The 22645-nt window shown below is 43.8% G+C and carries 17 protein-coding genes; 11 read left to right on the top strand and 6 right to left on the bottom strand.

Annotated features, from left to right (window positions below; translation table 11 throughout):
- Positions 1 to 58: 58 nt before the first annotated feature.
- The 5 genes from ACYX4N_RS14730 to ACYX4N_RS14750 all read left to right on the top strand — a co-directional run bounded on the left by ACYX4N_RS14730 (position 59) and on the right by ACYX4N_RS14750 (position 6886).
- Entirely contained in the window at positions 59 to 670 is a 612-nt protein-coding gene (locus ACYX4N_RS14730) for a PqiC family protein (RefSeq protein ID WP_476054550.1), read from the top strand.
- 2 nt (positions 671 to 672) lie between these two features.
- Positions 673 to 1806 (top strand): GGDEF domain-containing protein, encoded by a 1134-nt coding sequence (locus ACYX4N_RS14735; RefSeq protein ID WP_476054551.1) that lies wholly within the window; start codon positions 673 to 675, stop codon positions 1804 to 1806.
- Positions 1807 to 1925: 119 nt separating this feature from the next.
- Positions 1926 to 3074, top strand: coding sequence for an efflux RND transporter periplasmic adaptor subunit (locus ACYX4N_RS14740; protein ID WP_476054552.1), 1149 nt, complete (start codon positions 1926 to 1928; stop codon positions 3072 to 3074).
- Between the two features lie 9 nt (positions 3075 to 3083).
- The gene (locus ACYX4N_RS14745) at positions 3084 to 6263 is read left to right on the top strand and encodes an efflux RND transporter permease subunit (RefSeq protein WP_476054553.1); all 3180 of its coding nucleotides are present in this window, start codon (positions 3084 to 3086) and stop codon (positions 6261 to 6263) included.
- Between the two features lie 134 nt (positions 6264 to 6397).
- Positions 6398 to 6886: an N-acetyltransferase family protein gene (locus ACYX4N_RS14750; protein WP_474854393.1), complete on the top strand. Its 489-nt coding sequence runs from the start codon at positions 6398 to 6400 to the stop codon at positions 6884 to 6886.
- 215 nt (positions 6887 to 7101) lie between these two features.
- Here ACYX4N_RS14750 and ACYX4N_RS14755 read toward each other — a convergent pair whose 3' ends face one another.
- Both ACYX4N_RS14755 and ACYX4N_RS14760 read right to left on the bottom strand, forming a co-directional pair.
- Complete coding sequence (locus tag ACYX4N_RS14755) at positions 7102 to 9177, bottom strand: TonB-dependent receptor (RefSeq protein ID WP_476054554.1); 2076 nt, start codon at positions 9175 to 9177, stop codon at positions 7102 to 7104.
- Between the two features lie 760 nt (positions 9178 to 9937).
- A complete protein-coding gene (locus ACYX4N_RS14760) occupies positions 9938 to 10552 on the bottom strand; it encodes a TetR/AcrR family transcriptional regulator (RefSeq protein WP_474835146.1) in 615 nt (204 codons plus the stop codon).
- A 225-nt stretch (positions 10553 to 10777) separates the two neighbouring features.
- Here ACYX4N_RS14760 and ACYX4N_RS14765 point away from each other — a divergent pair, with 225 nt between their 5' ends.
- Together ACYX4N_RS14765 and ACYX4N_RS14770 are read left to right on the top strand one after the other, a co-directional pair.
- A complete protein-coding gene (locus tag ACYX4N_RS14765) occupies positions 10778 to 11866 on the top strand; it encodes an efflux RND transporter periplasmic adaptor subunit (RefSeq protein WP_476054555.1) in 1089 nt (362 codons plus the stop codon).
- 3 nt (positions 11867 to 11869) lie between these two features.
- Positions 11870 to 14911: an efflux RND transporter permease subunit gene (locus tag ACYX4N_RS14770; protein WP_476054556.1), complete on the top strand. Its 3042-nt coding sequence runs from the start codon at positions 11870 to 11872 to the stop codon at positions 14909 to 14911.
- 145 nt (positions 14912 to 15056) lie between these two features.
- On the opposite strand, the gene ACYX4N_RS14775 is transcribed toward ACYX4N_RS14770, so the two are convergent.
- The 3 genes from ACYX4N_RS14775 to ACYX4N_RS14785 all read right to left on the bottom strand — a co-directional run bounded on the left by ACYX4N_RS14775 (position 15057) and on the right by ACYX4N_RS14785 (position 17251).
- Positions 15057 to 15476 carry a CBS domain-containing protein gene (locus ACYX4N_RS14775; protein ID WP_474807835.1) on the bottom strand — a complete coding sequence of 140 codons (420 nt, stop codon included), beginning with the start codon at positions 15474 to 15476 and terminating at the stop codon, positions 15057 to 15059.
- A 100-nt stretch (positions 15477 to 15576) separates the two neighbouring features.
- On the bottom strand, positions 15577 to 16074 hold the full coding sequence (locus ACYX4N_RS14780) for a M48 metallopeptidase family protein (protein ID WP_476054557.1): 498 nt from the start codon (positions 16072 to 16074) through the stop codon (positions 15577 to 15579).
- Between the two features lie 187 nt (positions 16075 to 16261).
- Positions 16262 to 17251 carry a zinc-dependent alcohol dehydrogenase family protein gene (locus tag ACYX4N_RS14785; RefSeq protein WP_476054558.1) on the bottom strand — a complete coding sequence of 330 codons (990 nt, stop codon included), beginning with the start codon at positions 17249 to 17251 and terminating at the stop codon, positions 16262 to 16264.
- 116 nt (positions 17252 to 17367) lie between these two features.
- Here ACYX4N_RS14785 and ACYX4N_RS14790 point away from each other — a divergent pair, with 116 nt between their 5' ends.
- The 4 genes from ACYX4N_RS14790 to ACYX4N_RS14805 all read left to right on the top strand — a co-directional run bounded on the left by ACYX4N_RS14790 (position 17368) and on the right by ACYX4N_RS14805 (position 21747).
- Positions 17368 to 18282 (top strand): LysR family transcriptional regulator, encoded by a 915-nt coding sequence (locus ACYX4N_RS14790; RefSeq protein WP_476054559.1) that lies wholly within the window; start codon positions 17368 to 17370, stop codon positions 18280 to 18282.
- 170 nt (positions 18283 to 18452) lie between these two features.
- On the top strand, positions 18453 to 19697 hold the full coding sequence (locus ACYX4N_RS14795; protein ID WP_476054560.1) for a hypothetical protein: 1245 nt from the start codon (positions 18453 to 18455) through the stop codon (positions 19695 to 19697).
- Between the two features lie 9 nt (positions 19698 to 19706).
- Positions 19707 to 20150 carry a hypothetical protein gene (locus ACYX4N_RS14800; protein WP_476054561.1) on the top strand — a complete coding sequence of 148 codons (444 nt, stop codon included), beginning with the start codon at positions 19707 to 19709 and terminating at the stop codon, positions 20148 to 20150.
- Positions 20143 to 21747 carry a sensor domain-containing diguanylate cyclase gene (locus ACYX4N_RS14805; RefSeq protein ID WP_476054562.1) on the top strand — a complete coding sequence of 535 codons (1605 nt, stop codon included), beginning with the start codon at positions 20143 to 20145 and terminating at the stop codon, positions 21745 to 21747. The genes ACYX4N_RS14800 and ACYX4N_RS14805 overlap by 8 nt, the downstream gene beginning before the upstream one ends.
- 16 nt (positions 21748 to 21763) lie before the next feature.
- Here the strand turns inward: ACYX4N_RS14805 and ACYX4N_RS14810 are convergent, their stop codons facing one another.
- Positions 21764 to 22534 (bottom strand): CmcJ/NvfI family oxidoreductase, encoded by a 771-nt coding sequence (locus ACYX4N_RS14810; protein ID WP_476054563.1) that lies wholly within the window; start codon positions 22532 to 22534, stop codon positions 21764 to 21766.
- Positions 22535 to 22645 lie beyond the last annotated feature (111 nt).

The following is a 22645-nucleotide window of genomic DNA, read 5'->3' on the forward strand; positions in this document are numbered from 1 at the left end:
AACCTACCCGATACTCGAGGCAGCGTACCCGTGAACAGGGAAGAAAGGATTAAATTATATGATAACGCAGGTTAAGACTTTTTCTTTCAACAAGGATAATAAATCGCTAAAAAGCATTATTTTAGCTGCAGTTTTTTCTTTTTTATCTGCATGCAGTAGCGCTCCTAATACACTGACTTATTACTTACTTCACGCAACGAACGGGGAACCTGTTTTAGAACGCGTCGCGAAACAAAGTATCGTTTTAGATAAAGTAACATTGCCAGAGTATCTAAAGCATAGAGGATTGGTGTATCAAACAAGTGACACTAATCTTCACATTTCTACGAGCCACTTATGGGCTGAGCCTGTAGATGAAGGACTGACTAAAGCGCTCGCTAGTGCTCTAGGTTCGAGTAATGTAGCGCTTGTTCGCCCCGACCATTATGCAAGTGAAGAAACACCGCACTTATCTTTATATCTCAATGACTTTGTCAGTACATATGAAGGTGAAGTAATACTTTCTGGACAATACGCAATTACGCGCGCTTCAGAAGAAGCCAGTATCCACTCATTTAGGTTCAAGGCTCCGCTTAGCAATGATGGCTTTGCATCTAGCATAAAAGCCATGAGGTCAGCGATTAAAAAGCTGGCTCAAGATATTAACATAACGATTAACCAACAAAGCTAATTATGCTCAGTCGGTTTAAGCAATACGTCTTCAGTGGCGTAAAAAGCCACCAAAAAGACGAAACTAACAGGCGCATTATTGTGGTTAACCTGTTTGCCGCCGTTGGTATGTCTATTACGTTTTTGCTGGGTACTCGTGCTTTTATCGACGCTGAATATCCACTCTCTACAACGCTGTTTATTGCGAGTGTTGTTTTTGCTGTCTCGCAGCAGTTACAAGTACGCTTTTCTTCACCTCGCGCTCGCACCTGGTCAATCACGCTGCTGATCAGCTGCCTGATGGTATTAACATTACTGTTGATTATCACGGGTGGTAAGGATAACACTGGCCCACTTTGGATTTACCTCGTTCCGCCTGTGACCATGTTTTTTGCCGGATTTGTTCGCGGGCTACTGGCGCTCATCGCCTTTACGATTACCTGCGCAATTCTCCTATTCGGATTTAACGATGCAGCCTTCGTTGCTAACTACACCTATGCGTTTAAAACTCGCCTACTCTACTCTTTTCTAACCGTTTCTTTTCTATCTGCTTTTTACGAATATAGCAGACAGAAAAGTTACGACACCGCACTCTATCTCAGTGAACAATTTGAGAGACAAGCGAAACACGACCATTTAACAAATTTGCTAAATCGACGTGGTGCTCAGCAGTGTCTAGATAGAGAATACGCAAGAATGCTGCGCAGTAAACGTCCCTTCTCTGTTGCCATTGCCGATGTAGATAGATTTAAAAGTATAAACGATACCCTCGGTCACGAAAAAGGTGACGAGGTGCTTAGGCAAATCGCTAAGTTATTTAGCTCTCGGCTTCGCGGGCAAGATATTCTCGCGCGGTGGGGAGGTGAAGAATTTATGTTTATCTTTGCCGATACCAATGAGACCGGTGCGGTGCAGGCATTAGAAAGTATTAAAGAATTACTCAGTAAAGCCCCATTAGATATAAATGGTAAAAAAATACATGTAACGAGTAGCTTTGGCGTGAGTGAGGTCAGCGCTGATACCGATGTTTCAAGTGCTATACGCCGTGCAGATAAAGCGCTCTATTTCGCAAAAGATAATGGGCGCAATCGTGTATGCGCCTCTTCATTTATAAGCTCGTCACCTCTATCTGGCTCATCCTCTTTAAAAGTACAGTAATCAATAATTTTGTGTCCTTTACACAAAATTGACTCATGTTTCGTTACATTTGCGCTGTATTCCTGAAACACTTTAGCGCTACACTATGTAAAGTATTCGCTATAAAAGTAGATTTAGCCATGAAATGGATGAAAGTTGCATTACCTATTGGTGTCTTACTAGTAGGCTATTTAGGTATGAAAGGAATCGAAGCTTCTGCTTCCGACAACGCTATAACAGAGGAAGTTGATACTCGCCCTACCGTCACTATTGAAGCGTTATCGCCAGAGGATGTGCGCGTACAACTCACTTCCTATGGCGAAATCATGCCTCTTGAAACCACAAATCTTGCTGCGCAAGTATCTGGGGAGGTTGAGAGTTGGAACCCGAAATTTGTAAGCGGCGGTCTAATACGACGTGGTGAAGTCCTTTTTGAAATAGAAGCTGATGCATATGAAGCTGCACTTCTATTGGCAGAAGCAAACTTAGCTAGTGCACAAGCTCAGTTAATTCAAGAAGAAGCGCAAGCAGATGTGGCGGCAAAGGAAGCGAAAACAATGCCTAATGCACGGGTTACCGATTTGTACCTTCGCAAACCACAAGTAATGAGCGCAAAGGCAGCGCTTAAATCTGCAGAAGCTCAACTAAAAATAGCAAAGCGCGATTTAGATAACTGTAAAGTAAAAGCCCCATACGATGCGCTTATTGTCTCAAGAGACATCAGCACAGGTGACTATGTGACTCAGGGTTCACCTGTCGCAGTCCTTAATAACATAGAGTATGCCGAAGTCACTTTCCCTATTGCCGGGTTCGACCGCGTTTTTCTTTCAGATAGTACAATAGGAAGTGAAATTGCCATCGAAGTCGATGACATTCAGGGCGCTACGGTAAAAGGCACCATTCACCGAGATACTGGCGTCGTAGACAACACCACGCGCATGAGTTATTTCGTGGCACGCATTGAAGACCCCTATGCAATTAACTCATCTAAACCTATCGTTAAATTTGGTTCGTACAGCACGATAGCTTTTGAAGGTAAAACGTTAAGTGACGTATACCGTGTACCACAGGAGTTGGTAACCAATCGCATGCTGTGGACCCTTGACGATGAAGACCGATTGAAATCTCATAAGGTTGAGGTTGTCCGTGAAGAAAATGGCGACTTCCTCATTCAGGGTGACTTCAATGCAAAAAAGGTAGTAATGAGTTTGCCTGAATACCCGCAAAACGGCATGCCGGTAAAAGTTATTGAGACCACGGCTGAAATCGTGACAGCACAAGCTAACTAAGGAGCTGTCATGGAAAATCACAAGGATACACAAAGCGGCATTATTTCTTGGTTTGCAAGAAACTCTGTAGCGGCCAACCTTTTAATGTTTTTCATTATTGTAATGGGTATTGCCAGCTACTTTACTATTCAGCGGCAGATGTTTCCTAACATCGAGATTAATTACATTACCGTTGAAGCCAACTACCCTGGCGCTTCTCCACAAGAAATTGAAGAAAGTATCTTCATCAAAGTAGAAGAAGCGGTGAAAGACATCACTGAAATCAAGCGTACTGTATCTAGAGCATTTCGTGGTGGCGGCGCAGTCACCTTAGAAATTGATACTAAAGCTGAGCTTACTGATGTTCTAGACAAGGTCAAACTTCGCGTAGACAGCATTGCAACCTTTCCAGCTGGCATGGAGCCAGTAAACGTTTCGCAAGTAGAGTTCCAGCAGCAAGTGATAGAAATGCCCATTGTTGGCGACTTACCTTTATCCGAGCTTAAAGTACTGGCAAAAGAAGTTGAAGATGAACTACTTCAACTTGGCTCTATATCTTTGGTGGAAGCCAATACACCCGATGATGAAATTGCTATCGAAATAAAGCCCGATACGCTAAGAAAGTACGGCTTAACTATTGCCGATGTGACGCAGGCTATTAATAGTTATTCAGCGAATATCTCTGCAGGCCAGCTTAGAACTAATTCTGGCATAGTGTCAGTTCGCGTTGAAAATCAATACTACAGCGGCGACGAGTTCAAACAAATCCCCATTAAAATTGGCTCAGGTGGCGCTAAAGTTACCCTAGGTGATGTTGCCTATATTAATGACGGGTTTGTCGAAGGCGAACGCTACTTTAAGTACAACGGCATGAACGCCATTTATATTGCCGTAAAAGCTACTAAAACCCAAAACACTATTCCTGTAGCTGAGACTGTAAAAGCCTATATCGACCAGAGAAATGAGACCCTTCCTCAGGGTGTCAGCTTGGAAGTTTTAGTGGATATGACCTACTACCTTAACGCGCGTTTAGACATGATGCTGTCAAACCTTGTTCAAGGGTCTGTACTCGTCGCGTTTATGCTTACCCTTTTCTTGCGCTTTCGTTTGGCACTGTGGGTTATGGTCGGTCTGCCGGTATGTTTCTTAGGCGCCATGATGTTAATGCCAGTTTTCGGCGTAAGTATTAATATTCTTTCGCTCTTTGCGTTCATCATGGTGCTGGGCATTGTGGTTGACGACGCCATTGTTATTGGGGAAAGTGCTTACACCGAAATTGAAAGCAAGGGCGGCGGCGTAGATAACGTGGTTCGCGGCGCTAAACGCGTGGCAACCCCTGCTACCTTCGGTGTATTAACTACTATCGCGGTATTTGCTCCATTTACACTAAGCAGCGGCCCTGAAGGTGCATTTTTCTATAACATCGCTGTAGTAGTTATTTTGTGTTTGGCGTTTAGTTTAATTGAGTCAAAATTAATCTTACCCGCGCATTTAGCCCACACTAAGTTCTCTCCGGTGCGACAGGACAGCTGGCGTGCACGCTTTAACCGAGGATTCTTTGCGTTCGTGAATGGTCCATACAAGCGTACAGTTACAAAAGCGATTGAGTGGCGCTGGGCAGTACTTATGATGTTCGTGGCTATGCTAATGTTGAGCATGGGCCTGATTGGCGCGAACTATGTGCGCATGGTGCCAAACCCTAAAGTGCCACACGACTTTCCTAGCGTAAAAATAGAGATGAACGAAAACGTCTCTGATCTTGCAACCATCAATGCACTTAAAATTGTTGAGCAAACCATTCTAGATGTTGAAGAACAAATCATTGATGAGTTTGGGCAAGGCATGATTCGCGATCGGCTCGCCTTTAACGAAGACAGCAATGAAGGGCGCATTCTTACGCCACTGGTTAATGAAGAAGACCGCCCTATCGACACTTTCGAGCTTGCTCGACGCTGGCGCGAAGCCATTCCCGAAATTTCCGGGATGAAGTCTTTTACTGTGGTTGATGATGTAAACGGTGATGGTGACGACGGTGAATTTGGGTATCTACTATTTGGCCCAGACATTAACACCTTAAACGCGGCTGGCCTTAAGTTCATTGAAATGCTGCAGCAGCAAGAAGGCCTGTTTGACGTAAGCTCAACTATTGACCCGCCGAGCAAAGAAGTGCAAATGACGTTACTTCCCGTTGCCTACGATTTAGGACTTACTCTTTCTAATATCGCCTCGCAGGTTGGTGCAGGCTTTTACGGCGGTGAAGCACAGCGTGTTATTCGCAACGGTGAAGAAGTTAGGGTCATGGTTCGCTATCCTGAACTTACCCGCGAACGTTTTGCTGACTTGAAGTACTCTTTAATCAAAACGCCTAACGGTCAAGAAGTCATGCTTGGTGACGTGGTTGCATTAGAAGAGAAGCCAGGTATTAGCTACATTCGCCGAGAAGGTGGTTACCGCAGCGTTTATATCTGGGGCAACATTGATGAAGAAAAAGTTGAACCTAATGAGGTCGTTACTGAAATTCAGGACAAGCTACTGCCTCAACTTAAAGAGTCGTTCCCATCGGTGATGACTGAGCTTGGCGGTGATATTGAAGAGCAGCAAGCACAACAAAACGAGCAAATACTCTTCTTCTTAGCGGCCATGATCATGGTGTATATCCTTTTAGCTGTTCCGCTAAAAAGTTATGGGCAACCGCTTATCATTATGTCGGTTATTCCATTTAGCTTTACAGGTGCAGTGTTCGGCCACTTTGTACTAGGCTTAGACCTATCTATGATGTCTAACTTTGGCCTTATTGCAGCAGCTGGGGTTGTTATCAACGACTCGCTAGTTATGACGGACTTTGTTAACCAGCGCCGTGCACAAGGCTACAGTATTAAAGAAGCAGTAACTGAGGCCGGTACCGCGCGCTTTAGGGCAATTACGTTAACCTCAATCACGACGTTTGTGGGCGTACTGCCAATTATGTTTGAAACCAGCCTGCAAGCGGCATTTGTGGTACCTATGGCGGCCGCGCTTGGTTTTGCGGTGCTTTACGCGACTTTAGTAACACTCATTTTGGTACCTTGTTTGTACTTGATACTGCTAGATTTGCGTGGTCCTTTCTCGTTCATAAAAAGAAAAGTATTACGTAGAAAGTCTAGTAGCGAAGTCGAAAGTAATAGCGCGAATCAAGCACATACACCTCAGCCTGCGGGCCCACTTGACTAGCAGTTAACTAACAACCGACTAGTGGATAGCCTCACTATATAGCCGTTCACTAGTTAGTGTTAGAAACGCACTCAACTTTTAAAAATGAGCCTTCGAGGCTCATTTTTTTTCAAGCCTATTGAAAGGAAAACACTATGAACAATGCAATTTCAATAAGACCAGCAACGCCTAGCGATATTTCACAAATTCGCCAGTTCATCCTGGAACTTGCCATTTATGAAAAAGCCGAGCATGAAGTAGAGGCCTCTGAAGAAGCGCTTCTAAAAACACTATTTGGCGAAGGTGCCACTGCTCATTGCGTTATTTGCGAGAATAACGATGCCCCTATTGGCTTTGCCGTGTACTTCTTTAATTATTCCACTTGGCAAGGTCGCAACGGACTTTATCTTGAAGATCTTTATGTTTCACCGAAATCTCGAGGCTTAGGTGCGGGTAAAGCGCTGCTGCAACATTTAGCAAAAACAGCGGTAGAAAACGACTGTGGCCGTTTTGAGTGGAGTGTTTTAGATTGGAATAAGCCTGCTATCGATTTTTATGAGTCCCTTGGCGCTAAACCAAAGAGTGAATGGCTAGGCTATCGCATGGATGGTCAGACACTTATCGACTTCGCAAAACAGGCTTAACGCTGACTTGCTGACTTACTGACTTGCTGACTTGCTGACTTGCTGACTTGCTGACTTGCTGACTTGCTGACTTAGTCAGTATGAAGGTACAACAATATTAGCTGCAAATACGCTTATAACACCAAGGGCGCTTGGAACAACTTTTCTGCAAAATAAAAAAGCCATTCGCTTTCACGAATGGCTTTCAAATTCTATGGATAATCTTTCAGTTTTACTTAGAAAGAACCAATCAAAGATAAACGCGCGTTAATTGGTGCGCCAACTGTAACCTGATGCGTAGAGTGTGCATTAGGGAAGTAAAGCGTATCAGTTAAGTTTTCTACGTTTAGCTGAAGACGTGTCTTGTCGCTAAGTGTGTAGTACGCTGATGCATCAACACGGGTATAGCTTGGCAGTACAGGTGACGTAGCACTTGTCGATACCTTGCTTTCGTCTTGGTATGTTGCGCCAATGCCGAAGCCAAATACTTCGTTCACTTCATAAGTTGTCCATACCGACATGGTGTTTTCAGGTAGCTCACGAAGCTCCACACCGCTTGCATTCTCGCCGTCTAGGTTACTGTAGTTAGCAGTAGCGTACCACTTGTCAGTGATATAGCCTTGCAACTGAAGCTCAAAACCAGATACATCTGAATCAACTTCCACGAAGCTCTCTGCATCGTTAGGGTCGTTATCAAGTGACGTTTGCTCATTTTCAAAGATAGCAGCCGTAAAGCTCATACTGTCACTGAAGTCCCACTTAATACCAATTTCTTGGTTAGTGAAAGTATCTGGGTCAAGCGCGTCTGCATCACCGTTGATATTCGCATACTGCTCGCCACTGCGTGGTAGAAACGACTCGCTGTAGCTCGCATAAATTGAGATATTCTCTTGAGGCTTGTAAACAAGGCCCGCACGTGGTGAAACTTCTTCGTCTTTTCTGCTGCGTGTTTCTGCTGCAACAACGTTAAACACTTCAATATCGAAGCTATCAAAACGTGCGCCTAGCACTAGGTCGAAGTTTTCTGATAGTGCAATTTCGTCTTGCACGTAGAACGAGTAAACATCAAGGTCTACGTGTGTATCGTCGTTTACATCAGAGAATGTCGCCGTAACTGTTTCGCCAACTGAGTTGGTACCAGTTAGGCCTCTGAAACTAAGTGGGCGAGATACATTAAACGCTTCTCTATCGCCATCTGTAGAATCAAAAACAGGGTTATAGCGGTCTTGATTCGACTTGGTATTAATAACCTCACCACCAAAGATAACCGTATGCTCAATGCCGCCCGTAGCGAACTCGCCTACTAAGTTTGAAGACAAAATAAGGTTTTCACGCTGCGTAGTATCTACATAACCGTCAAGGGTTACCACTTCAGCGTCGGCGTCATAAGCCGCTGCGTAAAAGTTTGAGTAAACTTTGTCGTAGTCACCGTAAAAGGCGTTGAAGTTACCTTTTAAGCTGTCAGAAAACGTGTGTTCAACGTTTGCGCGAAATACGTCGGCACCTAGAGTTTGGTAGTTATTTTCTGGGTCACCAAATACGATTTCTTCAAATGCTTCTACAGGTTCGCCGTTTGCCGTTGGCACACCACGGTCAATGAAGCGCTCATGATCGATATATTCGTATGACACATCAACAATGGTATCGTCGCTAACTTCAAAGCGTGCAGTTGGGTTAAAGCCATAGCGATCGCCATAGTAGAAGTCACGATGATTATCTAAGCTTTCGTACATAGCGTTGATACGAAGTGCAGATTTCTCGCCTGTATCAACGTTTGTGTCTAATTGAAGATTGTAAGCACCAAAGGTATTAGCAGAAACGTTATAGTTTACGAATTTTTCGCCCGTTTTCGCCTTTTTAGATACACGATTTAAAATACCGCCTGTACCGCCTCGGCCGAATAGCAATGCATTCGGTCCACGAAGAATTTCTACTTGTTCAACGTTGTATAGCGCACGGTAGTATTGAACGTCGTCGCGATTACCATCTAGGTAGAAGTCGGCTGTTGAACGTACGCCACGAAATACCACTGCATCACGGTGACCTTCACCTTGAGAAGTATTAACACCTGGCGTGTAATCAATAATTTGACCAACGCTAGTAATACCGCGAGCCGTAATTTCTTCAGCGGTTATAATTGACAAGCTTTGCGGCACGTCGATGATAGGCGTAGGGCTCTTGATAGAGTTAGACTGGTTAACCGAAAGGTATTTACCTTCTACCGTCAGCCTTTCAATGTCTTCCATATCAGCAGCAAGTACAGCTGGGCTTAACATTATCGCAGTGGCAATACTCGTAAGTTTGAATTTCAAAATTACTCTCCAAGTGTTCTTCAAAGTGTTGTGTGTTTGTTGGCAACCAAGAACCTTATTATTCGGCAATACTTTTTTAAGTCGCTAGCGTTTCCGAACCGCTTAACTTTTCATTCGTTTTGCAATTGCAAATAATAATAGTTGCTATTTGTGGTCTGGATAATATAGAAAAAATGTCAAAATGACGAGAGCAAATACATCAAAATTTAAAAACTCTTTATAAATTTTCTTAATCTTTAGTATAAAAAAGCGCTAAACAGAACACTTTTAGAACACAAGAACTAAAAGCTATCGTTTTTTGTCTCAAAATGTTTAAGAAAAAGTTAATTCTGAGAAATGTTAAAAGCCCGCTTCGTGTAGTTTACGGTTCGGCATTTTTAAGCTGCTATTTGAGCTTCACTACCTTCCAGTATTTAAATCTAAGAGCAGCTGCTGTGTTGCAAAAACAGGTTGTCCTTCTAACGCTTATTCAAAGTTGTTTATCTAGCCAACTAAATGACTGACATAAAATCTCTCGAGCCTGATGTACTGATGACGCCATTTAAAGGGGGCGTTGAAATAATGGGATACTGCGCACGTAAAAGGATAGTGATATGACGCTTTTGAGGTATGGTCTGATTGAGTATTACGCTGTAACGGAAGTCAGTTGTACAGATATTAAAATGGGCAGGTAATAGATTGGAGACACACTCGGGTAATGTATTAAGTTCGTATTCAGAGCCCGAGCTAATTTTACTTAGTTTAAAATAGAAACTAGCCGCTATGCCGTAGCATAACGGCTTAGGATTAGCGCGACTGTATTCTTCGCTACATTTTTTTTGTCATTACCGCTCAGGGTATCTTCAATTTTAAAAAGCTGTGGCCAAAAGCACTGACCTTTTACAAGGCTCTCAATTTCATCGACAACTCGACTTAGATCATCAAACTCTATTTTATTATCTGCTTTCGCGGCTTTTAACCAGCGATGCAAAGCTGTCTCTTGCGCTTTTAATTGAGCAACTTCGTCTTTCAGCTTGTCAGGGTCATAAAAAAAGTGCCCTATTGCAACCCTTGCAATATCTAAATGTTCTTCAGTAACGGTAAATTCTATGTCTTGAAGAATTAACTCACATAGCTGTTCGGATAAATCACGAGACGAGTCGTATTCCACCGTTATACTTAGTTTGGCGTCTTCAAATTGCTTGGTAACCAAGTGCATCACCAACTCTTCCTTAGTAGAAAAGTGGTTATACACAGTGCGCTTTGACACGTTCGCCAATTCAGCCAGCTTATCCATACTGGTGCCGTTTACGCCAAACTCTTGGAACGCCTGTGTAGCCGCCTGAATGATGGCTTCGCGTTTTATATCACTACGCGTTCTTGTATTGCCTACCATGTTGAAAGTCTCAAAATAAATCCCCTATGCTTTGCCCGTCATTTCGCGAGCTCGCTAGCTTAGCATTTTACACCGAACAGTTTACTTTTCAATGCGATCGCACTAAAATGCACTCACCAGTTTACTTTAGGTAATAACTGCTTATTAGCTCTTGTGCTGAAGCATTATTACTTGACGTTCTCATGTCTATACTTTATTTACCCTGACAATGGATTACACACACCTATGTCCATAATGCGATTTTCTCACATTCTATTTTTAAGCGTTTTATCGGTTTCAACCCTGACTGCATGTTCTCAAAAAGAGTCCGCTGAACAACAATCAAGCGCAACTCCTCGCTACGTGAAGCTTGCTACGGTAAGCAGCATTCCCGACTTTGACGAATTCACCTTCCCTGCCGTTGTTTCTGCGGTTAAGACTGTAGATTTAAGCTTTGAAGTGTCTGGTCGCCTTATTCAAACTGATTTGGTGACAGGTAGCGACATTGAGAAAGGAAAGTTACTGGCCACTATCGACCGTAAACCGTTTGAGCGTCGTGTTGAAGAGTCGAAGACACGTCTAGACCAAGCAAAACGTGAACTAGATAGAATTGAAAAGATGTTCGCACAAAAATTGCTAGCGCAAAGCGCTCTAGATACCGCTAAAACATCATACGAACTGGCGGTTATTGACCTAAAAAATGCCGAGCAGGACTTAAGCTACACACAACTTTATGCCCCTTTTGATGCCAAAGTGTCTCAACGTCTTGTTGAAAACAACAGCTTTGTTGCTGCAGGCACCCCCATTGCTCGCCTGCAGGATGTTTCTAAAATTTACTTCAACATTAATGTACCCGAGCGTTTGCTAACCGCCAATATCGGTCGTGGTATCAAACAGGCAAGCGCCACGTTAGCCACCAATCGCAGTCAGTGGTATCCCGTAAATTATGTAGAGCACTCCACGCAACCCGACCCCGTTTCGCAAACTTATGAAGTGGTATTTGCTATGGAGCCTCGTGAAGAACTCCCGCTTACACCCGGCGCCCGCGCTGTGGTTAAAGTAAGCTTACAAGGTAGCATGTATCCTGAAGGCTTTGTTGTGCCAGTAAAATCCCTTGTTGGTAACAAAAGCTCAGGATTTGCGGTATGGGTATATAACGACGAAACGAGTTCGGTGACAAAAACACCTGTTGACGTTAAGCATATTGAAAATGAGCTAGCAATTATCGAGAGTAATAGCCAAAGCGAAATCACACTTGGCCAGCAAGTAGTTGCTGCTGGAGCAACACAAATGCGTGCAGACATGAAAGTGCTTCCTTACCAAGGAGAGAAGTAATTTATGGATATCGCACGCTATTCAATTGATAAGCCCGTCAACATTTGGCTAATGGTAGTCATCCTGCTTTTAGGCGGCATTTTGGCTATGAGCAAAATTGGTCGCTTGGAAGACCCTGCGTTTACCATCAAACAAGTAAAGGTATACACAAACTATCCTGGAGCCAGTGCTGAAAAAGTAGAACGTGAAGTCACTGAACGCTTGGAAATTGCCATTCAGCAAATGCCGCAGTTAAAAGAAGTGACGTCAGTTTCCTCACCGGGCCTATCTGAAATTACCGTTGAAGTTAAGAGTACTTACGACAGTAACCTCTTGCCACAGATATGGGATGAATTAAGAAAGCGCCTTCGGGACACTGACAGTTCACTACCCACCGGCGCACAAGCCCCCATAGTGTTCGACGATTTTGGCGATGTATACGGCCTGTATTACGCGCTAAGCGCGCCGGATTTTGATACACGAGAACTTCGCGAGTTTGCACGCATTATACGCCGCGACCTGCTTACTACAGAGGGCGTAGCTAAGGTTAATGTGACAGGCGTTCAAAAAGAACAAATTGTGGCGTATATAAACCCCTACCAACTAGCAGGCTTAGGCATTTCCTTTCCTGATCTCGCCGCTCTTTTTGAAGATAACTTACGGCCCTTTAACGGCGGCCGTATTAAAGTAGACGAGAAAAACGTACGTTTAATTGTAGAGCGCGCACCAGATAGGCTTGAAGAAATCTCAAACCTTTCTGTGGTAGTGCCGGGCACTAACCGTTCACTTAGAGTAGCCGATATTGCTACATTGAAATTAGAGCCCGCGGACATACAACCTGTTCATGTGCGCTACAATGGCGAAGAAGCGTTAACACTTTCTGTCTCAGCCTTGACTGATGTAAATATTGTTGACGTAGGCGAGCGCGTTAACGCAAAAGTGGAGAAGCTGCTTCAAGAGCTACCTGTTGGTATTACGCTTACGCCCATATACGACCAAGCTTCTGTGGTCGATGAATCTGTAACAGGTTTTATTAATAACCTAGTGATGTCGGTAGCCGTTGTTACTTTAACCTTATGCTTATTTATGGGGTGGCGCTCAGGTGTAGTCGTTGGTTCAGTCCTTCTTGTTACCGTGCTAGGTACTATTCTTGTGATGTGGCTCATGGATATTCAGCTTCAGCGAATTTCGCTAGGTGCTATGGTTATCGCCATGGGTATGCTAGTAGATAACGCTATTGTGGTTGCTGAAGGTATGATGCTTCGCATGGCCACTGGCTCAACCGCTAAAGAATCAGCAAGCTTTATTGTTAAACGTACTCAGTGGCCGCTACTGGGCGCAACCGTTATTGGTATTGCGGCGTTTTCCGGCATAGGTCTTTCAAACGATGCCACAGGCGAGTTTCTTTACTCGTTATTTGCCGTAGTCTTAGTTTCACTAATGATCAGCTGGGTATTAGCAGTAACTTTAGTGCCTGTTCTCGGCGCGTATTTCTACCGAAAAGGTATGGGTCAGACTGCAGGCAACGAACTCTCAGCATCGCAGCGCTGGTTCAAGCGCACGTTGTTAGGCGCACTTAAACTTCGTTGGGTAACTATTGGTGCATTATTTGTTATTACTATCGTGGCTTATGGAAGCTTTGGTATGGTAAAACAAGGTTTCTTCCCACCATCAAATGCCCCGCTATTCTTTGTACATTATTGGGGCCCACAAGACAGAGACATAAGAGCCACTGAAGTCATTGCCAAAGAAGCTGAATCACGCATTTTAGCAATGGAAAACGTGACGGCTGTAACTACCTTTATTGGCCAGGGCGCAGATCGCTTTACCCTCACTTATGCACCTAAAAGCGCTAACGAAAACTATGCTTTTTTCATGGTTCGGGCGAATGAACTGGATAACATCCCAGCCATTCAAGAGAAGCTTAGAAACAAGCTTACTGACTTAGATTTCGACGCCAATTTCTATATGGAGCGCATGCAGTTTGGCCCCGGCTCTGGTGCAAAACTTGAGGCCCGTTTTTCAGGCCCAGATACTGAAATACTTCGCGAACTGGCGGATAAAGCCAAAGCACTGCTTTTTGCTGACGGACAAGTAAAAGACGTACGCCATAACTGGCGTGAAAAAGGCTTTGCCATCAACACGCAGTTTGACAACTACAACGCAGGTATTGCTGGCGTATCGCATAGTGACTTTAGCCAGACCATACAGTATGCAAGTAGCGGCGTTCAGCTAGGTACGGTGCAAGACGGTGATTATGCTTACAACATTATTGCAAAGATGGGTAAGGCTGAAGATACCGAGCTTCAATCAATACGTGAATCACAAGTATGGTCTACGCAACAGCGCCAATATGTGCCTTTCACTCAGGTATCGCAAGGCTTGGAGTTAATGACCGAAGAAATGCGTATTCACCGTCGCGACCGCGTTCGCACCATTACGGTAGAAGCTGAGCCGGGTGACGATGAAACTGCAGCCAAAGCGTTAGCGAGAATCCGCCCACTTATTGAAGACATAGAACTTCCAGCTGGATATTCATTAGAATGGGGCGGCGAATTTGAAAGCTCTAGCGATGCACAAAAAGCGCTGGGCGCGGGCTTGCCTGCTGGCTTCCTAGTCATGTTTATTATCTCAGTATTGCTATTCGGTCATGCTCGTCAGCCGCTGATTATCTGGCTTGTAGTACCTATGGCCATTGTTGGTGTAGTCTCTGGTTTATTAGGTACAGATATGCCCTTTGGCTTTATGTCACTACTCGGCTTCTTAAGCTTGTTTGGAATGCTTATTAAGAATGCCATAGTGCTTATTGAAGAAATTGACCTTCAGATAGAAGAAGGGTTGGCCATTCGACAAGCGATAGTCGATGCCACAATAAGCCGCGTACGTCCTGTGTCATTGGCGGCAGTTACTACCATACTAGGTATGGCACCGCTGCTATTCGACGCCTTCTTTGCTGACATGGCTGTGACGATTATGGGCGGCTTGGCGTTCGCCACGGTACTTACGCTTATCGCTGTGCCCGTGCTTTATAGCCTGCTGTTTAAAGTTAGCTATCGCAAAAGCTAACAAATCATCGTTGGCCTTTCTACCGAAAAGCTTTTTTTGCTCTGGTGGAAGGGCTTCTATGCCTAAAGGTTGCAGGGCATCGTTAAATTAATACCACTAACCCAAGTCAAACAAATAGTACAAAGTAGGGCTAAATAGATCAGAGCTAGCGCTTTGCCTCTACCCTACTTTGCATAAACTTCATTACATCTCGCCACGACACCATGCCAACTGGGTGCTTATCTTTATCAATGATGGGAATGCAGGAAATTTTATGCGTATTGAAAAGCTCAATGGCCGCGAATACTGAATCAGTGGGATTTAGCGTTATCACTTCACGGGTCATAATTTGATGGGCGCGTTTATCCAGCGTTGCACGATCAAGCATACGCTCACTTAACGTGTCGACGAAAGGGCTAACCGATTTCATTAAGTCTCTATCAGATATAATGCCCTGAAGTTTATTATCGTGAACCACAACCAAATGATGAAACCCTGTTGCCGCAAATAGCTCTCTTAATGACTGCAAGCTGTCGTCCATATGCACACTGACTACACGAGTAGACATAATTTTAGCAATGCTCATCAATACTCCTTATTCACTTAACATCTTTCACTTTAACCGCTATACCGCCGTATTAGCGGCACTACAATTATAGACGTCCCCTAAGATCAAGGCATAAGTACTACCCATAAGGATTCTCTCCCATCGCAACGGCTACGCAGAATAACCGCAAGTCTAGCTCAAGCTGATGGTAATCAGGCTCCATGTAGCAACAAAGGTTATAGAAAGCTTTGTTGTGGTCCTTTTCTTTAAAGTGCGCCAACTCGTGCACTACTAAGGCTTTTAATAAAGGCTCAGGTGCACGCAGCAAATCACTATTAATGGCTAAGTCGTGTTTGCGCGTTTTACCTTGCATACGGTAGGTATGCGTACCTAACGCATTGGTAACCATATCTCCCTGTTTCTTAAACGCGGCGCGCCCAAATGGGGGCGCATTTTTTAAGTACTGCTTTTTAAAATTCGTCGCGTACTGGTAAAGCAGCTTATCTGTAGTTATATCATGGGCTTTAGGATATTTTTTCAACAAGTAGCTTTTTAGCCGATTGTCCGAAATTAGCTGTACGGCTTGTTCTACAATAGTTGAAGGGTAGCCATTAAAATACCGAGCATATTCATTCACGTTTAGTTCTCCTTTGCACAGAGAATTATAAAACATTTGAACTGTGTAGATAGCACAGACTTTTGCCAAACGGCGCTTTTAAATAAAAGATACAAATAAAAAAGCCGCAGTAAAGATTACTGCGGCGAAGGGTGTGCTAAGGGAAGCACTACGGGAAGTTTGTTTACCTTAACTTCAAAGGATAAAACTAGTCTACGGTAACGACGACTTTGCCTACTGCTTTACCGCTTGCCAAACGATCGTGAGCCTGTGCGATTTGCTCGAATGTATAGTCTTCGGCATCAATAATCGGTTTTAGTGCGCCTGCATCTACAATGGTCGCCAGCTGTTTAAGTATTTCGCCATGCGCTTCGCGGCCCACGTTGTGGATCATAGGCAATAACATAAACACGACGTTCAGGCTTAGTCCTCTAAAATGAACAGGCGACAAGTCGGTTTCTAGTAAAGATAAAGTAGTCGAAACCTGACCGTTTAATTTTGCAGCAGCGAATGAATTTTGAAGGTTATTACCGCCAACCGTATCGAAAATCACGTCAAAGCCGTTACCATCAGTGTATTTACTTACGTAGTCTTCAACTGATTCACTACGGAAATCGATGTAGGTTGCACCTAAAGATTCAATAATTTCTTTTTGCTCATTAGAGCCACCCGTCGCAAATACGGTAGCCTTCATATGCTTGGCAAGCTGTACTGCTATATGCCCTACTCCACCAGCACCGCCATGAACGAGTACTTTTTGCCCCTCACTGGTGAGTGCGCGAGTTAGCCCCTCAAACGCGGTAATACCTACAAGAGGAATGGCTGCCGCTTCTTTCATAGAAAGAGACGAAGGTTTGTGAGCGATAAGGCGAACATCGGCCAGCATTTTTTCTGCAAGTGAGCCTTGTAAGTCGCCAAGACCACCGGCACAGCCGTAAACTTCATCACCTACTTTATAGTCTGTAACGCCTTCACCAACAGCTTCAACAGTGCCTGCGAAGTCCATACCTAGAACGCCTGGTAGTTGTGGAGCAAAGGGTAAGTCGGCACCCGATTGACGAATCATCATGTCGATTGTGTTAACGCTGCTTGCTGCAATACGCACAATTACGTGGCCAGCCTTTACAGAAGGTTCTGCAATATCGTTTTGAGTAAATTGTTCTGAACCGCCAAATTCGTTTATTACCATCGCTTTCATGATTAAGCTCCTTTAAAGCCTGTTGTTTGGGTACGGAACTAATCATAAGCACTAGAACTCCAGATGATAATTAGTGTATAAAGGCAAACAGTTTTTAGATTTTATTGATAATCCAAATGAACATAGAACACCTTAAGCTTTTTGTGCGTATTGCGAGCACAGCCAATATTAGTTTGGCTGGGCGTGAACTTAATATTTCACCTGCTGTGGCGAGCGCCCATATTGGCAAACTGGAAGAAACGCTAGGTGTTAGACTTATTCATCGAACCACCCGAAAAGTGTCACTTACCGATGATGGAAAGCTTTTTCTGCCCCATGCGCAAGAAGTGTTAGACAGTATTGAAACTGCGCAAGCCGCTGTTGGCAGCGGCGCGCAAACACCGCAAGGTACATTACGCGTCACTGCTCCCGCTTCATTTGGTCGAATGCATTTAGTACCTGCGATCCCTGAATTTTTAGAACAATACCCACAGCTAAATATCGATTTCAGGTTCAGCGACAGTATTTTGGATGTGGTAGAAGGTGGCTTTGATGTTGCCATTCGCGATGCCGAATTGAAAGACAGTAATTTACACGCGAAAAAACTCGCTGATGACAAACGTATTATTGTCGCCGCCAAAAGCTATATAGATAAATACGGCGCTCCAGAAACACCATCCGACTTAAAAAACCACAAGATAGTAAACCTAACAGGGCTAGAGGTGTGGGACTTTAAGGGAGCCCATGGGGTTACATCAGTGAAAACGCCTAATCATTTACGTATGGATAATGGTGAAGCGGTGCGCGATGCCTGTATTCAAGGCTGTGGTATCACCCTTACTGCTACCTGGTGTAGCTACCCTCAGTTAGAAAGTGGCGAGCTAGTTCAATTACTGCAAGATTATCCTTTAGCCACAGATTGTGCACTATGGGCGGTGTATCCCAGCAATCGTTTACTGGCCCCCAAGGTTCGCGCTTTCATCGATTTCTTAGCTGAACGCTTTAGCGGCACACCTTATTGGGATGAAAAGCTAAGCGGATTAGTCGTTTAAAGCTACTGAAATTTTAAAGGACTGGCTTCCTCACACTTTTTGACACTTAAAACAAAACACCAATTTTTCAGTAGCTTCTCCGTTTCTCTACTATGCTTGTACTAAAGTAAAATTGTCGAAACAATGCTTTTTCGGCAACATTTAACGCAGACGTCAAATTGGGTAATACAATGATGAAAAAGCCGTACTTGTTCTTCACGGCCATCTTCAGCCTGCTGCTAGCTAACGTTGCAGCAGCAGAACAAAGCAAACTTAAGATTAGCGGTTTTGGCACCTTAGCAACCGCTACCGCTGATACCAACAAGTATCAATTTCGAAACGACCGGGCTCAAGCCGAATTTGCCAAAAAAGATGGCTTTGCATTTAAGCCTTTAAGTCTTATTGGCGTGCAGCTCGATTACAGCCTTTCAAACAACCTCGACTTCGTAGGGCAATTTGTTTATAGAGAGCAAGATGAGCAGGACATAGACTCAATAACGCAGATGGCTTTTTTGCGCTATAACCTAACGCCTTCGTGGCAGGTTAGAGCCGGAAGACTTGCAGCCGATATCTTCCATTTTAGTGATACGAGGGATGTATCTATTGCCTACCCTTGGGTGAAAGTGCCTACAGAAGTTTACGGCATTGTCCCGGCTAGAAGCCTTGATGGCGCTGATATCAGTTACTTGAAACGTTATGAAAACTTCAACTTATCAGTTAAAGGATTTTGGGGTAAAGGAGAAAGCGACTTTTCAAGTAAAGATTTCGAACCTATCACCTTTGAAAATTTACGCACGCTTGGCATTGAATTAACCGCTTTTGATTGGAGCGTAGCGTTAAAACACACACGCACCGAAGCTGATAACGATAATTTCGATATAGCACAAGTCACCTCCGCTGTAGAGTTATTACAACCTTTTTGGAGCGGCGCGGCTGACTTTTCGGATTCACTGCGACTGCGCGACGCGACTATTCAATATACTTCTCTTTATGCCAACCGTTATTTAGGCGACTGGGAAGTATCCGGTGAACTTTCGCATATTGATTCAGAATCTGTTGCATTAAGGCCCTCTTTTAACGGTTTTCTAAATATTAGTTACCTTTATGGTGCGCATACCTTTTACGGTCTATTTTCTTTTGCAGAAACCGATACCTACTTTCTAAGCGAAGAGCAGCCTGAATTTCCCATCATTCCTGCTACAGCTGAACTCGCTATGTTTGTAGAAGAGGTAGCCAGCACACTGGCTCACCGGCAGAAGACATTCTCTGTGGGCTGGCGCTGGGACCTACGAGAAAACCTAGCGTTTAAGGCACAAGTTGAACGAACCAACGTTAAAGCAAGAGGTACCGGCCTTCGTGCCCGCGATGGTTTAGTCGTTGACGATGAAGGCGGTATAGCACACACCCTATTCCTCGCCTTAAGTTTTAGCTTTTAAGGGGGGAGTATGTATTTATTAAAACCCATCCCCTTGATAACTGTTATAACACTACTAACGCTAAGCATTTTTTCTATGGCGCAAGCGCAAGAAAAAATTGTCGTTGTCACTAACCCTAACAACGAGGTGCAGGTATTGGATAAAAAAGGCTTAATCGATTTATTTATGGGTAAATACTCGGCGTTCCCAAATGGAAAAGAAGCCACGCCTATTGATGTAGAACTAGATTCCGAATTGAAAAGTCAGTTTTACAAGTCTTTAGTGGGCCTTCCTCTTGCGAGGGTTAATGCCTATTGGTCGCGACTAAAATTCTCAGGCCGTGTTAAACCTCCCGCGGTAGAGCAGACCATCGACGATGTTAAGGTGCGGCTTGAGGAAGACGAATCGGCACTGGCCTATGTTTATGAGTCGACGGTCACCAGCAACATGAAGGTAGTTTATCGTTTTGATTAACGTACAAGGTCTAGGTTTTCGTTTTTCGCTGTTTTTAGTTGCAGCGGCAATGTTAGTGGTACTTACTACCGCTGAATTTTTTTATCGCGTGACTTATGAAAACGAAATAAACGAAGCTAACAGGGATATCGAAGAGCTTTATCAAACCGTTGGTGCAACCGCATCCATCGCGGCTTTTTTAGAAGATGAAGACTTAGCAAAAGAAGCCATAAATGGTTTGGTTAAAACTGACAAAATTCTAGCGGCCTCTATAAAAAGCGAGGCCCTTTACTACCAGACGAATGTAACTGAAGCTATCAATAAAAGCATTGAACCTCGGGTGTTTGTGGTTAGGCACCCTTTTATGCCAGAAGAATCGCTTGCTGAGGTGAATGTCTACCCTAATTTCGAATACATTATTCACCAAGCAGAAAAAACCAGTATCGACAACAGCTACTCACTGTACGCTGAAGCCTTGGTAGTTGGTATAGTGGCGTTGATAATCACCTACTACATTATCATTTCCCCTATGTTACGAGTAGGCCGCTCTTTACACCAAATCACGCCTGGAACATCTCAGAGGATCCCAACGCCTAAATATCACTCGCGCAGTGAAATAGGCAAACTCGTTTACGACACTAACCAACTGCTGAACAAAGTCGAAGAGCAATTTACCCAAGAACGACAATTAAGAGAAGAAATCGAATTTCTTGAAAAACGATTTAGAATGCTGTTTGAGAACGCCAAAACTGCAACTGTGTTGATGGCTGAGAATGGCACTATAGCGCTTCGAAACGACGCGTTTAATGATTTAGTAGAGAAAACGGAGCTTGGAATAAAGCAAGGCTATGGCGAACTGTTGGACGAACTATTCGAAACACCAGAAGCAATGAAAGCAGCACTTCAAGAAGCCTTTGCACGAAACGAGTTTGCGACAGGAGAGTACAAGCTAAAAAGTAGCGCAAATGACAATGCCATTTGGGTTCAACTTATTGCTAGCCCATTATTGACAGAAGAAGGTGAACGTTACTACCAGCTTACGTTAAATGACATTTCGAGTCGTAGACAAGAGTTACAAAAGCTTGCGCTACAAGCAGATTTTGACGCTTTAACGGGTATCTACAATCGAAATGGCGGTGAAAAGCTCATAACCAAACTCATGAGAAAGGAACACCAGTTCGCGTTGGCACTGATCGACCTTAACGGTTTTAAAGCGGTAAATGATATTTACGGTCACGATGCGGGTGACGAGGTTCTCATTTTTGTTGCTGAGCAATTGAAAGAAAAAATACGCAAAAACGATGTCGCGATACGATGGGGCGGCGATGAATTTATGTTGTTACTGCAAGCGGATGATGAAGCGTCGGTTCAGAAAGTGGTAGATAAAGTGAATGCTGGCGTTAAACAACCTTTTTATTTTAACAACGATAGTAAGCCAACGGTGGTTTCTATGAGCGTCGGCGTTGCCTTTTACCCTCAAACAAGTCGTAATTTGCATGCACTGATTAAGCTGGCCGATATTGCTATGTATAAAGCGAAACAAAATAAAGTATCGGCGCCAGACGACTACCTTATCTTTGCTAACCAGTGCAGGCTAGATGATGAAGATATGAGTTAGCGCTCTTCACGCCATCCTAATATTTTACCAGCATTCTACTTTCAATACTCTTACGCGTTGTACTTTTAGCGCCTTCTTCGTTCATGTCCAATGCACTGTGCGCTAAATGGGGGATCCCACTGTTATCGTAAATATTAAAAATAATACCTTCATCCACGCGCATTTTAGATTTATAGAACCAGCGATGTTGAGGGTTAGGCGCTACGCCTAAAATCTCCCCTTTGCGGTCTGGATACCAAAGCTCGATGTTTATCCAGTCTTCGACATCCATGGAGTCAGGGCAGATAAAACCTAAGGGGGAAGACATGATGGTGTTTTCAACGGGTCTCCACAGGTTTACGAAACCAAAGTGCCCTTTGTGATATTCAGCGGCTTTTTCTTCTCCAACTAAATCAATAAGACGCTTTTGAATGCCTTTTTCACTGTAATCATTGTGCACGTTTCTCGCAGGTCTGCGCGACGCATTTTCATCATCGATACGTACAGTATGATCAAATACCAAGACTTCTTCCGCACCAATTTGTGATTGAAGCAGTTCCACTATTTTACGATTATATAATGCTTCTTCATCTTCATTGAATGGGTAAGGAACCACCTTAAGCCCTTCTAAAAAAGTAATTCCATGGGTTTTGAAACCAATATTCACGTCGCTATTTCGTATGTCGAAGACATTAACATTGGTCGTTAAAAGTTCGGGCGATATCAAGTTGCCATCAATACCATCTACATCAAACTCAAATGCCTGTGTAAAAGGCTTTCTTACGTGGTAATTAACTGAAGCATTCATTTTATCTCCCCCCATTAAAAAGTTGCACACTATTCGTTTTTTAAGACGAAGCGTTAATTAGGTCGAGCACTATACCTACAGCAATTTGAATGAAAAACACCATAAGTACTG

The sequence above is a fragment of the Alteromonas sp. ABH4_452 genome (assembly GCF_056311825.1).

Excerpts from the sequence above, each read along its gene's own strand:
- ACYX4N_RS14730 (WP_476054550.1), top strand. The coding sequence starts at position 59 with ATGATAACGCAGGTTAAGACTTTTTCTTTCAACAAGGATAATAAATCG.
- ACYX4N_RS14735 (WP_476054551.1), top strand. The coding sequence starts at position 673 with ATGCTCAGTCGGTTTAAGCAATACGTCTTCAGTGGCGTAAAAAGCCAC.
- ACYX4N_RS14740 (WP_476054552.1), top strand. The coding sequence starts at position 1,926 with ATGAAATGGATGAAAGTTGCATTACCTATTGGTGTCTTACTAGTAGGC.
- ACYX4N_RS14745 (WP_476054553.1), top strand. The coding sequence starts at position 3,084 with ATGGAAAATCACAAGGATACACAAAGCGGCATTATTTCTTGGTTTGCA.
- ACYX4N_RS14750 (WP_474854393.1), top strand. The coding sequence starts at position 6,398 with ATGAACAATGCAATTTCAATAAGACCAGCAACGCCTAGCGATATTTCA.
- ACYX4N_RS14760 (WP_474835146.1), bottom strand. The coding sequence starts at position 10,552 with ATGGTAGGCAATACAAGAACGCGTAGTGATATAAAACGCGAAGCCATC.
- ACYX4N_RS14765 (WP_476054555.1), top strand. The coding sequence starts at position 10,778 with ATGTCCATAATGCGATTTTCTCACATTCTATTTTTAAGCGTTTTATCG.
- ACYX4N_RS14770 (WP_476054556.1), top strand. The coding sequence starts at position 11,870 with ATGGATATCGCACGCTATTCAATTGATAAGCCCGTCAACATTTGGCTA.
- ACYX4N_RS14775 (WP_474807835.1), bottom strand. The coding sequence starts at position 15,476 with ATGAGCATTGCTAAAATTATGTCTACTCGTGTAGTCAGTGTGCATATG.
- ACYX4N_RS14785 (WP_476054558.1), bottom strand. The coding sequence starts at position 17,251 with ATGAAAGCGATGGTAATAAACGAATTTGGCGGTTCAGAACAATTTACT.
- ACYX4N_RS14790 (WP_476054559.1), top strand. The coding sequence starts at position 17,368 with ATGAACATAGAACACCTTAAGCTTTTTGTGCGTATTGCGAGCACAGCC.
- ACYX4N_RS14795 (WP_476054560.1), top strand. The coding sequence starts at position 18,453 with ATGATGAAAAAGCCGTACTTGTTCTTCACGGCCATCTTCAGCCTGCTG.
- ACYX4N_RS14800 (WP_476054561.1), top strand. The coding sequence starts at position 19,707 with ATGTATTTATTAAAACCCATCCCCTTGATAACTGTTATAACACTACTA.
- ACYX4N_RS14810 (WP_476054563.1), bottom strand. The coding sequence starts at position 22,534 with ATGAATGCTTCAGTTAATTACCACGTAAGAAAGCCTTTTACACAGGCA.